14 protein-coding genes are annotated in these 14,693 nt (G+C 70.3%); 7 read left to right on the forward strand and 7 right to left on the reverse strand.

Features of this window, described 5'->3' with window-relative positions; all coding sequences use genetic code 11:
* The first annotated feature begins 94 nt into the window (after positions 1-94).
* From ACFYTQ_RS21180 to ACFYTQ_RS21190, 3 genes are all read left to right on the forward strand, one after another.
* On the forward strand, positions 95-661 hold the full coding sequence (locus tag ACFYTQ_RS21180; protein ID WP_387363366.1) for a DUF4245 domain-containing protein: 567 nt from the start codon (positions 95-97) through the stop codon (positions 659-661).
* A 177-nt stretch (positions 662-838) separates the two neighbouring features.
* Entirely contained in the window at positions 839-1,396 is a 558-nt protein-coding gene (locus ACFYTQ_RS21185; protein ID WP_387364241.1) for a DinB family protein, read from the forward strand.
* A 273-nt stretch (positions 1,397-1,669) separates the two neighbouring features.
* A complete protein-coding gene (locus ACFYTQ_RS21190; protein ID WP_387363369.1) occupies positions 1,670-2,566 on the forward strand; it encodes a phosphotransferase family protein in 897 nt (298 codons plus the stop codon).
* Positions 2,567-2,630: 64 nt separating this feature from the next.
* Here ACFYTQ_RS21190 and ACFYTQ_RS21195 read toward each other — a convergent pair whose 3' ends face one another.
* Genes ACFYTQ_RS21195 through ACFYTQ_RS21210 form a run of 4 tightly spaced genes read right to left on the reverse strand, consistent with a single transcriptional unit; the run spans position 2,631 to position 5,146 of the window.
* A complete protein-coding gene (locus ACFYTQ_RS21195) occupies positions 2,631-2,969 on the reverse strand; it encodes a VOC family protein (protein WP_387363372.1) in 339 nt (112 codons plus the stop codon).
* On the reverse strand, positions 2,966-3,193 hold the full coding sequence (locus tag ACFYTQ_RS21200) for an exodeoxyribonuclease VII small subunit (protein WP_387363375.1): 228 nt from the start codon (positions 3,191-3,193) through the stop codon (positions 2,966-2,968). Before ACFYTQ_RS21200 ends, ACFYTQ_RS21195 begins: the two co-directional genes overlap by 4 nt.
* Complete coding sequence (gene xseA, locus ACFYTQ_RS21205; protein ID WP_387363378.1) at positions 3,180-4,451, reverse strand: exodeoxyribonuclease VII large subunit; 1,272 nt, start codon at positions 4,449-4,451, stop codon at positions 3,180-3,182. The genes ACFYTQ_RS21200 and xseA overlap by 14 nt, the downstream gene beginning before the upstream one ends.
* The gene (locus tag ACFYTQ_RS21210; RefSeq protein WP_387363381.1) at positions 4,448-5,146 is read right to left on the reverse strand and encodes a lipid droplet-associated protein; all 699 of its coding nucleotides are present in this window, start codon (positions 5,144-5,146) and stop codon (positions 4,448-4,450) included. The genes xseA and ACFYTQ_RS21210 overlap by 4 nt, the downstream gene beginning before the upstream one ends.
* A 146-nt stretch (positions 5,147-5,292) precedes the next feature.
* Between ACFYTQ_RS21210 and ACFYTQ_RS21215 the strand changes: the two genes are divergently transcribed.
* Positions 5,293-6,297: a 4-hydroxy-3-methylbut-2-enyl diphosphate reductase gene (locus ACFYTQ_RS21215; RefSeq protein WP_387363384.1), complete on the forward strand. Its 1,005-nt coding sequence runs from the start codon at positions 5,293-5,295 to the stop codon at positions 6,295-6,297.
* A 175-nt stretch (positions 6,298-6,472) separates the two neighbouring features.
* Positions 6,473-7,297, forward strand: a complete 825-nt coding sequence (locus ACFYTQ_RS21220; protein WP_387363387.1) for a hypothetical protein — start codon at positions 6,473-6,475, stop codon at positions 7,295-7,297.
* A 134-nt stretch (positions 7,298-7,431) separates the two neighbouring features.
* Here ACFYTQ_RS21220 and ACFYTQ_RS21225 read toward each other — a convergent pair whose 3' ends face one another.
* Positions 7,432-8,184 (reverse strand): DUF6542 domain-containing protein, encoded by a 753-nt coding sequence (locus ACFYTQ_RS21225; RefSeq protein ID WP_387363390.1) that lies wholly within the window; start codon positions 8,182-8,184, stop codon positions 7,432-7,434.
* Between the two features lie 121 nt (positions 8,185-8,305).
* Positions 8,306-9,442 carry a DNA recombination protein RmuC gene (locus ACFYTQ_RS21230; protein WP_387363393.1) on the reverse strand — a complete coding sequence of 379 codons (1,137 nt, stop codon included), beginning with the start codon at positions 9,440-9,442 and terminating at the stop codon, positions 8,306-8,308.
* 102 nt (positions 9,443-9,544) lie between these two features.
* On the opposite strand from ACFYTQ_RS21230, the gene ACFYTQ_RS21235 reads away from it, so the two are divergent.
* Positions 9,545-10,714 (forward strand): exonuclease SbcCD subunit D, encoded by a 1,170-nt coding sequence (locus ACFYTQ_RS21235; protein WP_387363396.1) that lies wholly within the window; start codon positions 9,545-9,547, stop codon positions 10,712-10,714.
* Positions 10,715-10,878: 164 nt separating this feature from the next.
* Here ACFYTQ_RS21235 and ACFYTQ_RS21240 read toward each other — a convergent pair whose 3' ends face one another.
* Complete coding sequence (locus tag ACFYTQ_RS21240; RefSeq protein ID WP_387363399.1) at positions 10,879-11,082, reverse strand: hypothetical protein; 204 nt, start codon at positions 11,080-11,082, stop codon at positions 10,879-10,881.
* A gap of 29 nt (positions 11,083-11,111) precedes the next feature.
* Here ACFYTQ_RS21240 and ACFYTQ_RS21245 point away from each other — a divergent pair, with 29 nt between their 5' ends.
* Entirely contained in the window at positions 11,112-14,669 is a 3,558-nt protein-coding gene (locus ACFYTQ_RS21245) for an AAA family ATPase (protein ID WP_387363402.1), read from the forward strand.
* The last annotated feature ends 24 nt before the right edge of the window (positions 14,670-14,693 follow it).

Consider the following 14,693-nt stretch of genomic DNA (forward strand, 5'->3'; position numbering starts at 1 on the left):
CAGAACGGTTCCGGCCCCCAATCAGGTACCGCCGTTCCATTTCCGTATGGAGGGGGTGCGCCTGGTCACAGCGCGACGCGTGGATACTGGGAGCGTGTCGTCTCCCAAGCCGCGAATCCTGCACGACTACCGGGATTTGTTCTGGTCGCTGATTCCGCTCGTGCTGATCTGCGTGGTGCTGGCGGGAGTGGCCAGTCAGTGCAGTTTCACCACGCACGGGCCGACGCAGGGGCGGATCCCGGAGTTCGATCTGCGGTCGGCCCTGCGCGACGACGCTCGCACACTGCCGTTCCCGATTCGTCAGCCGAGCCTCCCCGACACCTGGAAGCCCAATTCGGGCACGCGCGACACCGTCACCGGGACGGGCGGGGGAGCGGTCAGCACGGTCGGATTCATCACGCCGCAGGGCAGCTACATGCAGCTCACGCAGTCGAACGCGAGCGTGGACGCGCTGGCGAACCACATCGAGAACACCCGCACCCCCAGCGGCACCCAGCGGATCGACGACCATGTCTGGACGGTCTTCCACGTCCAGGGCAGCGAACCGGCCTGGATCACCGACCTCGGTCCGGTGCGGCTGCTCGTCAAGGGCGCGGGCGACCAATCCGCCTACACGACCCTCGCCACCGCGGCCGCGGCCGCACCACCCGTCCAGCCCTGACGCCGGTCCTGACGCCGGCTCCGCCTCAACGCCAGGGCCACCACATCGTCGTCGACGACCGCGACCTGCGCGGAACTGTTCGTGGTCGCCCTATGCAGACCCCGGTCCCCCGAACTTGTCGGTGGTCGTCCCTATGCTGGCGGCGACATCCGAATCCATGAAGGGGGTCCCATGGAGATCGACTGGGCCACGCAGCTTTCCGACCAGCTGGACTACCACTGGCACAGCCAGTTACGCCCGCGGCTGGACGGCCTGACCGACGACGAATACCTCTGGGAGCCGGTCCCCGACAGCTGGACCGTCCGCCCGCGCACCACCGACGACCAACCCGGCACGGGCCCGTTCACGGTCGACTTCGCCTATCCGCCACCGGATCCCGAGCCCGTCACCACCATCGCCTGGCGCCTCGCCCACATCATCGTCGGCGTCTTCGGCATGCGTGCCGCCAGCCACTTCGGCGCCCCACCCGTCTCCTACGAATCCTTCCCCTACGCGGGCACCGCCACCGCCGCCCTCGACCAACTGGACCAGTCCTACAAACTCTGGTCCACCGCCGTCCGAGCCCTCACCCCCGAGGCCCTCGCCGCCCCCTGCGGCCCCGGCGAAGGCCGCCTCGCCGACTACCCCCTCGCCGCCCTCATCCTCCACATCAACCGCGAGGCCATCCACCACGGCGCCGAAATAGCCCTCCTCCGCGACCTCTACCTCCGCCACAGACCGGACCCGCCCAAATAAGGCCAAATAGTCTGTCCGCGTATGTCATTGGATGACTCGCGCCCTGCCTCGTTCCGCCGTAGCCCGCCCTTGCTCCCTCGCGCCCACCTCGCTCCGCTGCGCCCCACCTTGTTCCGCCACCTCCCCTCTCTTGCTACGCCGCGTCCCCTCGCTTGTTCCGCCGCGCCCCATCCTTTGTCCCGCCGCGTCCTCTCGCTTGCTCCGCCACGCCCCACCTCTTGTTCCGCCGCGCTTTTCGGCGGATCCCTCTCCGAGTTCGGCTAGGGTGGGCAGGTGGATCGTGCGGACTTCGGTTGGCTCCAGGAGGCATTGGGGCAGCCGATCGGGGACGCCACGGCCGCCGATCGGGTGCTGCCGAACGGTGCGGAGACGGTGGCGCTCGCGGACGGCACGCGGGTGATGGCGCAGCGGTGCCGCAAGCGCGGCGAGGTCGAGCGGCAGGTGCGGGTGCTGGGTGCGCTGCGAGAATCGGCCGCCGCCAAGGCGATTCCGCTTCCGTCTGTCCGGAAGGCGGACGCGGACGCCGAGCCGCCGTGGATCGTGTTCGACGAACTACCCGGCGAACCCGCGGCCGCGCACATCGAACCCTCCGGTCCGCATCTCCAGGCGCTGGCCTTCGATATGGGCGAACTGCTGACCGATTTCGCCGAATTGCCCTGTCCCGACCTGGAACTCGACGATTCGTGGGCGCGCCCGCACTACCTGGCCGCCCGCGCCGACGCCTGGGCCGAATGCCTCGCCCCGGTCCTCACGCCGAAGCAGACCGCCACCATCGAGGACGTCCTGGCGGATCTGCCCGACCTGTTCGAGGGCCGCCCGGCGGTGCTCGCGCACGGCGACTACACCCCCGCCAACGTCCTCGTCGAGGGCACCAAGATCACCGGACTGCTCGAATTCGGCTCGGTCCGCCTGGCCGACCCCCTCTTCGACGTGGCCTGGTGGATCTGGACGGTCGGCCTCGGCGGCTCCGACCTGATCGACCAGACCTGGCCCGCTTTCCTGCACGGCGCGGGCATGGACCCCCTCGACCCCCTCCTCATCGAACGCGTCCGCTATCTCCAACTCGTCCGCATGCTGGAGATGCTCGCCGACGACGACCTCCCCCCGAACCCCTGGCGCATCACCCACGAGCGACTGGCCCGCACCCTGGCAGCCATCGCCGACGGCTGATCGGAAAGGCAACCGCCGCTTGCCGATCGGGCGTGCCCCGGGCGGCCGCCGCCGTATGCTGGGATTACGCCCGATGGCTGAGCACGTTCACCACGGTCCCATCCGGATCCCGCACGAAGAACCGCCGCACCCCCCACGGCTCGTCCCGCAGCTCGTACACGATGTCGCCCCCGGCCATGGCCGCGTAAACCGCGTCCACATCCGCGACCTCCACGCTGACATCCGGTTGCGGCGCCTCGGTTTCCGCGCTCACCAGCATCACCTGCGCGGTCGGCTGCTCCGGCGACGCGAGCGTGACCGCCCACCCCAGATCCATGACCTCGTGAAAGCCCAAGCGCCGGTAGAACTCCCGGCTCGCCGCGAGATCCGCGACCCGCAGATCGGGCACCACCCGCCGGATCACGACGCACCGTCCGAACGTCGCGACAGGGCATCCTCGACGCGCTTGCGGGCGCCCGCGAGGTGCTCCTCGCACCGGTTGGCCAGCGCCTCGCCCCGCTCCCACAGCGCCAGCGAGTCGTCGAGATCCATCCCGCCCTGTTCCAGCATCTTCACGACATTGACCAGCTCGTCGCGGGCGCGTTCGTACCCGAAGGTCGCGATCTCGGCGAGATCATCGGCGCTCATCGGGTGACTCCTTCCGGTCGGTGGTCAGGATCTGGCTGCCGAGCGCGGCCGCGGTGACCGCGCCGTCGGTGACGCGGATCCGCAGCTGGGTGCCGGGCGGCGAATCGGCCACCGCGCGGATCACGTGCCGTTCGTTACCCGAAACCCGTTGCACCACAGCGTATCCCCGCGCCAGCGTGGCGGCCGGACCCACCGCGGTGAGTTTCTCGCGCAGATGCCGGGTGGCGGTCGCCTGGGTGGTGATGACATGGTCGACGGCCCGCCGCGCCGCCGTCCGCAGCCGCTCGGCCTCGTCGTAGCGCTGATCGAGCAGCCGCAGCGGTTCGGCCAGCACGGGCCGCGACCGCAGCTGGGCGAGCGCGCGCCCCTCCCGATCCACCCACCCCCGCAACGCCGCCGCCGACCGTTCCCGCAACTCCGTGACCAGCGCCAACTCCGCCGCCGCGTCGGGCACGATCCGCTTCGCCGCGTCGGTCGGCGTGGCCGCGCGCAGATCCGCCACGTAGTCGGAGATCGGATTGTCCGGCTCGTGCCCGATCGCGCTGACGATCGGCGTCGTCGCCGCCACGATGGCCCGGCACAGCGTCTCGTCGGAGAACGGCAGCAGATCCTCCACGCTGCCGCCGCCGCGCGCGAGCACGATCACCTCGACCGCCGGATCGCGATCCAGCTCGGCCAGCGCCTCCAGAATCTGCGGCACCGCCGTCGGTCCCTGCACCGCGGTGTTGCGGATCTCGAATCGCACCGCGGGCCAGCGTCCCCGCGCGACGGTCAGCACATCGTGTTCGGCGGCGCTCGCCCGCCCGGTGATCAGCCCGATCGTCTTGGGCAGGAACGGAATCGGCCGCTTCAACCGCTGATCGAACAGCCCCTCCGCGGCCAGCAACGCCTTCAACCGCTCGATGCGCGCCAGCAGCTCCCCGATGCCGACGGGCCGAATCTCGGTGACGCGCAACGAGATCGTGCCGCGCCCGGTGAAATAGGACAATTTGCCGTACACGACGACGCGGCTGCCCTCCTGCAACGGCACGGCCGCCGCGCGCAACAGCTCCGACTCGCACGTCATCGACAGCGACATGTCCGCCGCGGGATCGCGCAGCACGAGGAACGCCGTGCGCGCCCCCGGCCGCAGATTGATCTGGGTGATCTGCCCCTCGACCCAGACACTGCCGAGCCGATCGATCCACTGCGCGACCTTGACGGCGATGCTGCGGACCGGCCAGGGATTCTCCGGCGAATTCCCGCGGGGATCGCTCACTTGGCCTGCACTGTGGCGATCCGATTCGTCAGCATGGTCACGAACGGGGCCCGGTCGCGGGTCTTCAGCTCGTATTCGAGCAGGGTGGCGAGGTCGTCGAGGCTGAGCACGCGCAGCCGGGCGCGCAGCTGCGCCAGGGTCATGTTCTCGTAGTCGAAGCGGACCGCGACCTCGGGAGTGTCGACGGTCTCCGGCTTGCCGTTGCTGGAAGGCGTTGCGCCGGAAGCGCTTTCGGGCTCCGGCTCGGAGTCGTCCGGCGCGGTCGTCGGCTGCGGCGCGGTGTAATCGCTCTCCGGCGCGAGCGGACGCGGCACGACGGCGTCGGTCTCCACGGGCGGCTGCGGGGCGTTGAAATTGCTCTGCGCCGAGGTCGGCTCGGGCTCGTCGTACAGATCGAAACGGCTCTTGCGGCTCGTGTCCGCGGCGAAACCGGGGGTTTGCTGGTCGATCTCGTCCTCGTCGAAGGTCGCCCATTCGGGCTGTTCCACGGGACGGTTGGCGAGGCGGTCGAAAACGAGGTCGCCCTTGAGCGCCAGGCTGGTCACGAACTGCTGCGTGTGCATGGTCGTCTGCAGCAGGCGACTGATGGCGGTGATCGGGAAATTCATTGCCACCGTGGGTAGCCGACGAGTTTCCTCGATCGCGTAAACGGCGGCACCGGCGGCGACGCGGGCGATGAACGGCGGTCGGAACATAGTCCTAGCCTGCCCGAAATGCCGTGTGATGCAAAGCGGCCCCCAGGGATCGGTGGTGCGGTGTCCGTCGAGGATATCGGTCGGCGGTCCGCGTGAGGTCAGCGGCTCGCGGTGGCCGCGGATGGTGAGCCACGTAAGCTGGGGGCATGTCGTCGGCAATCCCCTTGAACGTCGGAATCGCGCGGTCGGCCGGGTCCGCTGTGACCGGTGCCACGAAGCGGGTGCTGCTCGCCGAGCCGCGGGGGTACTGCGCCGGGGTGGATCGGGCGGTGGAGACCGTGGAGCGCACGCTCGAAAAGCACGGCGCGCCGGTCTACGTCCGCAAGGAGATCGTGCACAACCGGCACGTCGTGGAGACGCTGCGCGAGCGCGGCGTCGTCTTCGTCGACGACACCGACGAGGTGCCCGAGGGCGCGGTCGTGGTGTTCTCCGCGCACGGCGTCTCGCCCGCGGTGCACGAGGCCGCCGCCGCGCGCAACCTGCACACCATCGACGCCACCTGCCCGCTGGTCACCAAGGTGCATCAGGAGGCCAAGCGCTTCGCTCGCGACGACTTCGACATCCTGCTCATCGGCCACGAGGGCCACGAGGAGGTCGAGGGCACCGCCGGTGAGGCCCCCGACCACGTACAGCTGGTCGACGGCCCCGACTCGGTCGCGAATGTGACCGTCCGCGACGAGAACAGGGTGATCTGGCTCTCCCAGACCACCCTCTCGGTCGACGAGACCATGGAGACCGTGCAGCGCCTGCGCGAGCGCTTCCCCAAGTTGCAGGACCCGCCGAGCGACGACATCTGCTACGCCACGTCCAACCGTCAGACCGCGGTCAAGGCCATGGCCCCCGAATGCGATCTGGTCATCGTGGTCGGCTCGCGCAACTCCTCCAACTCCAAGCGCCTGGTCGAGGTCGCCCTCAACGCGGGCGCCCGCGCCGCCCACCTCGTCGACTTCGCCCGCGAGGTCGACCCGTCCTGGCTCGAGAACATCCACACCGTCGGCGTAACCTCCGGCGCCTCGGTCCCCGAAATCCTCGTCCGCGGCGTCCTGGACCTCCTCGCCGACCACGGCTTCGCCGACGTCCACCCGGTAACCACCGCCAACGAAACCCTCGTCTTCGCCCTCCCCCGCGAACTCCGCCCCACCCGCCGCTGACCAATCCCGCATGGGGACAAGCCCCGTCCAGCTACCCAAGGCCAACGACCCCAGGTACGGCAACCCAGCCGCACCCTTTATTCGAATCCGCACCCCTTTCAGGGCCCTGCAACGGGTGCGGATCCAAATAAAGGGTGCGGCTGGGGTTGGCGAACCTGGGAAGGCCGGGCATGAGGTGAACGTTTTGGAAGGCGAGCCGGTCGAGGGGCTGGACGCCGAGGGATTCATCGCCCGAGAGGGTTCGCTCGAACGCGTCCCGCCGCGATTCGAACCCATCGTCACGCACGCTCGCGCCGCGATCGCGCGGACCTTCGGACCGAAACGCCTGCACAGCGCCTACCTGTACGGCAGCGTCCCGCGCGGAACAGCGGTCGAGGGGCTGTCCGATCTCGACCTACTGCTCGCGATGCACGCCGAACCCACCGACACCGACCGCGCCGACGCCACCGCGATCTCCACCGAACTGGACGCCGCGCACCCCGAAATCGACGGCGCCGCAATACTTCTCGCCACCACGACCACCTTGCTCAGCGACCTCGAACGCCACGACCTCGGCTGGTTCGTCGCCTGCCTGTGCACCCCACTCCTCGGCGATGACCTCGCCACCCACCTGCCGCGCTACCGACCGACCACCCTGCTCGCCCGCGAGACCAACGGCGACCTGCATCTCCTCCTGCCCACCTGGGCCGAACGCCGGGCCGAATGCCGCACCGACGCCGAACGAACCCGCCTGACCAGGCAGATCTCCCGCCGCACAGTCCGTACCGGACTGACTCTCGTCATGCCCCGCTGGGGCGGCTGGACCAGCGACCTCGCCCGCTCCGCAGAAGTCTTCGCCCACTACTACCCGCACCGAGCCGCCCAGATGCGCCGCGCCGCCACCGCCGCCCGCGCCCCACACGCCGACCCGCCCGTCCTCGACCTCATCATCGACGATCTCGCCCCCTGGCTCGCCGCCGAATACGCCGCTACCATCGGAATCAAAACGCCCCGAATGTGATTCGCGCCACCCGCGAATAGCCCTGGGCCGTAACGACATCGCCGCCCCACCGATATGCCACACGTGGGGCCGGTGCCGGAGGGACGAACGGGCACCGCGACGTGCCGCCCGGCGGGCAGTGCCGGTGCGGCACGTCAGTGTTCGATGCGGCCCGAATCCCGTTCGCGGTAGCGGACATTGGGCCGCGGATGCGGGGGAACCTCACCACTGCGCTGCGGTCGACCGCGGCGCGGCTGCTCGGCCCCGGCCGCCCGCTCGGAACCACGCGAATAGCCCGAACCGGGCGGCACTCTCGACGAGCGCTCCCCGGTTTTCGCGGCCGGACGCTCGGCCGTCTTCGCACCGGGACGGCGGCCCGTGCGAGATGTCCCCTCGGGATCGCCCTTCTCCGGACGCCCCCGCCGCGCCTTCTCCCCGGCCGAGGACCGCCCCCGCCGCGCGCGCTCGGCCGAGGGCCGCGGCCCCCACGAATCGCCCTTGCGGACGCGATCCCCGCTCCGGCCCGGCCCGGCCTCCTGGCGGTGCAGATACATCCGCACGGCCCCGATTGCCAGCACCAGCAATGTCGCGATGGCCATCACCGGGAACCGATTCACCAGGGGGATGGCCAGATTCAGCAGGATGTCCTTGAGCGAGGTCGAGCTGTGGCCGATCAGTTGCTGATACGCCAGCGGCACCGCCACGAACAGCAGCAGCGGCGGGGTCACCATGGTGGTGAACAGGCCGCGATAGCGCACCACCAGCGCCGCGAGCACACATCCGATGATGTAGGCCGCCGCGAACACGTGCGTCAGATCCTTGCCGCTGCCCCCGGAGTCGATGAAGAATCCGATGAACGTGCACGCCACCGCGATCAAGACCGCCGCCCCGGCCGGGACGCCGGGCACCGACGGAATGATCGATCGGTGCGATGCCGGCACCTCGGATCGGTCGCGTTGGGTAGCTGCCACGTAAAGCACACTATCGGTAGCGACCGAAACGTGTGTCGAGGCCGGGCGGAAGGGCTGGTCAATCGCTGGTGTCGACGCATTCCACGGCCCGCGGCCACGCGTCGACACGCCGGATGTCGGGCACGTCCCGATCGCCGATCTCGAGTTCGTGCAGCCGCCGCGCGGTCACCATGACCCGCGATTCGACCGTCGCCACCGTCTGATTGAACGCCTCGACCGATTTGCCCAATTGCGCGCCGAGCCGATCCAGATGCGTACCGGTCGTGCTCAGCCTCGTGTACAGCTCGCGACCCAGTTGCTGAATGGTCGCCACATCGCGGGACAACGCCTCCTGCCGCCAGCCGTAGGCGACCGTGCGCAGCAAGGCGATCAGCGTGGTCGGGGTGGCCAGGATCACGTTCCGCCCGAAGGCGTACTCCAACAGACCCGCGTCGGTGGTGAGCGCGGCGTCCAGGAACGGATCGCCCGGGACGAACAGCACGACGAATTCCGGGGACGGGTCGAACGCCGCCCAATACGCCTTGTCCGACAGCTGATCGATATGGGCGCGCAGATGTTTGGCGTGCCGGGTGAGATGCTCGCCGCGCAGCCGGAAGTCCTCCTCGGCGGTCGCGTCCAGATACGCAGTGAGCGGCACCTTGGCGTCCACGACGATCTGCCGACCGCCCGCGAGTCGCACCACCAGATCGGGGCGCACGCCGCCGTCGCGTCCGGTGCCGGTGACCTGGGTGTCGAAATCGCAGTGCCGCGACATGCCCGCCAGTTCCACGACCCGCTCCAACTGGATCTCGCCCCAGCGTCCCCGCACCTGCGGCGCGCGCAGCGCCGACACCAGCTGACCGGTCTGCGTGGACAGCTGATGCGACAGCCGCTGTATGCCCGCGACCTGTTCGCGCAGACCGGAATACGCGTTGATGCGGCTGTGCTCGACCTGACGAATGTGCTGTTCGAGCGCGTTCACCGCCTCCCGCAGCGGCTCCACCAGCGCGCCGACGGCGTGCGAATTGCGCCGTGCCGCATCCTCGCTCGCCGCGCTCAGGGACTGGCGGAGCAATCGCTCGTTGTCGCGCAACGCCGCCAGGCTCGCCTCGGCGCGGGCCGCGCGCTGTCCCGCCCGCGCGACACAACCCAGCCAGCCCAGCCCGACTCCGGCACAGAACACCAACAGCAGCGCGAACAGCATCGGTGCGGTCATGCAGCCGATAGTGCCGTATGCCACCGACAAAGTGGCGTTTTCGCGCCACGACCGGCCCGGCGGTTTCGACTCTGTCGGTGTCATGCCCTACGGTTTCGCGGCATGCGGATGCTGCACACCTCGGACTGGCATGTGGGGCGCACCTTCCACGGCGTCGATCTGCTTGCCGACCAGGAACGTTCGCTGGCGGCCATCGCCGAGATCGTGGCCGCCGAGGGCGTCGAGGTGGTGCTGCTACCGGGCGACGTCTACGATCGGTCGATCCCGAGCGCTGACGCGATCGCGGTGTGCAACAAGGGTTTCGAGGCCGTTCGCGCCGCCGGGGCGGTCATCGTCGCCACCTCCGGCAACCACGACTCGCCGACGCGGCTCGGCGCGCTCGGGAGTTTCGCGGCGGCGGGCGGACTGCATCTGCGCACCACCGTCGCCGACGTGGACCGCCCGATCACGTTTTCGGACGAATACGGCGAAATCGCCTGTTACGGCATTCCGTACCTGGAGCCGGAGATCACCCGCGCCGAACTCGATGTGCCGCAGGCCCGCTCGCACGCCGAGATCCTCGAGGCTGCCATGGCCCGGATCCGCGCCGATCTGGCCCGGCGCGGCGACCCGCGCTCGATCGTGCTGGCCCACGCGTTCGTCGTCGGCGGCGAGGCGACCGGTTCGGAACGATCGATCTCCGTCGGCGGCGTCGAGACGGTTCCCGCGAGCGCGTTCGACGGCATCGACTACGTGGCCCTCGGGCACCTGCACTCGCCGCAGACCCTCACCGAGTCCGTCCGCTACTCCGGTTCCCCGCTGCCGTACTCGTTCGCCGAGCGTTCCCATCGAAAAGCGGTGTGGCTGCTCGACTTCGACGCCGACGGCCTGGCCGAGGTGCGCCGCCGCGACCTGCCCCAGGTCCGCGGGCTGACCCAGCTCACCGGCACCCTGGACGACCTGCTCGCCGATCCCGCCCACTCCGACTGCGAGACCCACTACATCTCGGCCACGCTGACCGACCACGCCCGCCCGATCGACGCCCTGCGCCGCCTCCGCGACCGCTTCCCGCACGCCGTACACGTCGAATGGTCCCGCCCCGAGGGCAATCCGGAGCTGCGGTACCGCGAACGCGTGCACGGTCGCCGGGACACCGAGATCGCCCACACCTTCCTCGCCGACGTCCGGGGCGACCCGACGCCCACCGAACTGCACTGGCTGGAGCGCGCACTCGCCGCCGCGACGGCCGAAACCGAGGTGGTTCGCGAGGTTTCGGAGGAACTGTCGGCATGACGGACTCCTCGCACGCCGACGATGACGGGCAGGCCCATCCACCACACCGCCCGGCCCGCGCTCGCGGCCCCCGGCTGCTCGGTGAGTTCCGCGGCCAAGTCGCCCCTCGTGGCCCCCGGCTGCTCGGTGAGTTTCGTAACCAAGCCGTCGCTCGTGGCCCCCGGCTACTCGATGAGACCCGCGCTCAAGTCGCTCCCTGTTGCCCCCGGCTGCTCGGTGAGTTCCGCGTCCAAGCCGTCGCTCGTGGCCTCCGGCTGCTCGGTGAGATTCGCGCTCAAGCCGCTCCTCGTGGCCCCCGGTTGCTCGGTGAGTTCCGCGCCCATGCTGCCCCTCGTGGCCCCCGGCTGCTCGGCGAATTCTGTGTCCACCAGGCCGTATTCGCGACAGGAGGCCGGGCGTGAGGTTGCACCGGCTGGAGGTCACCGCGTTCGGTCCCTTCGCCGAGACCGCGACGGTCGATTTCGACGAACTCGGCGCGGACGGGCTGTTCCTGCTGCACGGGCAGACCGGTGCGGGGAAGACCACCGTGCTGGACGCGATCGCCTTCGCGCTGTTCGGCCGGGTGCCGGGCGCGCGGGGGGAGAGCAAGCGGCTGCATTCCGATCACGCCGACCCGCAGACCCCGCCGCGGGTGCTGTTGGAGGCGACGCTGGGCGGTCGGCGGCTGCGGCTCATCCGCACACCGGAGTTCCAGCGACCCAAGAAGCGCGGCACGGGATTTCGCACCGAGAATGCGGCGGCCACACTCGAATGGCTGGACGGGCACGGCCAAAACCTCTCGCGCATACCGGATATCGGCGACGAGGTGAACCGGCTGCTCGGGATGAGCGCCGACCAGTTCTTCCAGGTGGTGTTGCTGCCACAGGGCGATTTCGCGCGATTCCTGCGGGCGGACAACGAGGATCGCGAGAGGCTGCTCGAAAAGCTCTTCGACACAGAGCGTTTCGGGACGGCCGAACAGTGGCTGGCCCAGCGGCGGCGCGACGGTCAGGCCGAGCTGGAGACGCGGCGGCAGCACATCGATCGGCTCACCGCCCGGATCGGCGGCGTGGCGGGTCTCGGCCCGACGGAGGCCGTCGGACCCTTGGAGGCCGTGGAGTGGTCGCAACGCCTGCTGACCACCGCCCGCACCCGCGCCACCGAAGCGGCCGCCGAACTCGCACGCTGCCAACAGGATTCGACACAGGCCCAGGCGGCGGCGGATCAACAGCGCCGCCTGCACGACCTGCATAGGCGGCTGACCAACGCCCGCGCTCAGCTCGCCGAGTACCACGCCGCGGCCGACCTGCGTAGCCAGCGGCGCGACGAACTCGACCGCTCCCGCCGCGTTGAACCGGTGGCCGCCGGGCTGGCGGAGGCGCGAGCCGCGGCGGTGATGGTTCGCCGTCGGGCCGATGAGTCGCGTTCGCTGGCGGAGCGTCTCGCCGGGCGCCTGCTCGAACCCGCCAGTCTCGAGATCAGTGGGACATATTGGGCGGCAATGGATCTCGCCGAGGGGGAATTGGCGGGTACCGAATGGGGCGAGGATCTGCGGGCCATCGAACCGTTGGCGGGGGATGTGGAGGCGGGGGCGGGGGGTGGTGCTGGTTCGCGTACGGGTGGGGGCGACTCTGAGGCTGCGCGTGGGACGTTCGGCTCGAATGTCTATGGCGAGCGGGCGAATTCGGATGATACGCAAGCGGGAGCGGGAGGGTCGTCAGGCGGTCGGGCAAGTGACACGGAAACAGGAGCGGCAGGGCCGTCGGACGGTGGGGCAAGTGACGCGGACGCCGCTGGTGCGCGGCGGACGCCGATGGGCGACGAACTCGGCCTCTTCCCCTACCCGAACTCGGACGAACCGAGCCTGTTCGACGACGAACCAGGCCTCTTCGACATCGTCACGAAGGAACCTTCGAGGCCCGCGCGCCGAAACGGGCCGCTGCGAACGGTGGCCGACCAAGCAACAGCGCCGGAGGCCGAAGACACTGAGCCGCAACCGAATTCACCCCAACCCTCCGGCATCGAGCAGGCCGTCCAACGCTGGACCACGCAAATCGGCGCCCTGGACGAGGTCCGCAGCGACGCCGATTCGGCTCGCCGCCTCCGCACCGACCTCGCCGCCCTCCGCGAGGAGCACGCCCGGCTCACCGCTCGACTGAAGACGCTCTCCACCAGGCGCGCCCAACTCCCCGAGGCCATTCGCGCGGCCGAGGTCCGCCTGCGCGAGGCCGCCGACGCCGTCGCCGAACTCCCCGGCCTCGCCGCCGACTGTGAGCGGCTGCGGGCCGCCGCGACCGCCGCCGTCGAACTGATCCGGGTGCGCGCGGATCTCGCCCGCGCCGAGGCCGAACACGATTCGGCGCGCGCCGCCCACAACGACGCCCGCGAACGCACCCTCGACGTCCGCGAACGCCGATTGGCCGGAATGGCGGCCGAATTGGCGGGCGCTCTGAACGCGGGCGATCCGTGCAGCGTGTGCGGTTCGACCGAGCACCCCGCCCCCGCGCGACCCGTCGCGGCCGCCGCCTCCAAGGCGGACGAAGAGAAGGCCGTCGCCGCCGAACGCGCCGCCGAGACCGCCCGCGAACGCGCCCTGGCGCGCGTCACCGAACTGCAACGCCGCCGCGAGGTCCTCACCGAACGCGGCGGCGACGGCGATACCGCGGAGCTGACCGCGTCCCTCGACGCCGCGACCACCCGCTACCAGGCGGCCAACACCATCGCCGCCCGCCACGACGACCTCACCGTCGAACTCGCCCGCCTGCGCACCGAGGACACGAACCTCCAGGAGGAACTCCGCGACGCCGAGGGCCGTACCGGCGCGGTGGCCGAACGCATCTCCGCCGCGGACCGTCGCCTCGCCGAGGTCACCGAACGGCTGCGTCTCGCCGCCGGAGCCGACGGCACGGTGGAACGCCGCCGCGCCCGCCTCGAGGCATTGATCGCCGACGCCACCGCCCTGCGCTCCTCCCGGACCGAAACCGCCTCGGCACGAGACCATCTCACCGCCGCCGCTCGCCGCGTCGAACTGACCGCGCGCTCGGCCGGTCTGATCACCGAGGGCGAATCGGTCGTCACCGACGGTGCGGCCGAGCCGGACTACGCGGTGCTGGCGGCCTACGCCAAGATCGTCGACGCGGCCACCCGAACCGCCCGGCAGCAGGCCGACATCGAGGCCGAACTCACGGCCGCCGAGGAGGTCCGCGCCCATGCCGAGAAGGTTCTGGCCGAGCCGGACATCCGGGCCGCCGCGACCACCGAGCCCGGCGATCTCACCGTTGCGGAAGCGGCTGTCGCACAGGCGCGTTCGTGTCACGAGGCCGCGATCGCGGCCCACGCCGAGGCGACGCGTCGTGTCTCGGATCTGGAGGATCTCAGCGGACAGCTGTGGGCGGCGGTCGACCACATCACGCCCATGCAGACCGCGCACGACGAACTGGCCGAACTCGCCGACGTCGTCGCGGGCCGTGGCGCCAACAACCGCAAGATGTCCCTGCGTTCCTACGTCCTGGCCGCCCGGCTCGAGGAGGTCGCCCTGGCCGGTTCGGTCCGCCTGCGCCGAATGTCCGGCGGCCGTTACGAATTCGTCCACTCCGACGCCGCCGGTCCCCGCGGCCGCCGCGGCGGCCTGGGCCTCGACATCCGCGACGACTACACCGGCGCCATCCGCCCCGCCAAAACCCTCTCCGGCGGCGAAACCTTCATGGCCTCACTGTCTTTGGCCCTCGGCCTCGCCGACGTCGTCTCCGCCGAATCCGGCGGCCTCGTCCTCGACACCCTCTTCATCGACGAGGGCTTCGGCAGCCTCGACGCCGACACCCTCGACGCCGTCATGTCCGTCCTCGACGAACTCCGCTCCGGCGGCCGAGTAGTAGGCGTCGTCTCCCACGTAGACGAAATGCGCCAACGAATCCCCAGCCGCCTCCACGTAATCCGCAACCCCACCGGCTCCCACCTCCAAACCATCGTCGCCTGACCCCCCCCACCCGATAGCCCCAAA

The sequence above is a fragment of the Nocardia sp. NPDC004068 genome (genome assembly GCF_042874315.1).
Classification (GTDB): domain Bacteria; phylum Actinomycetota; class Actinomycetes; order Mycobacteriales; family Mycobacteriaceae; genus Nocardia.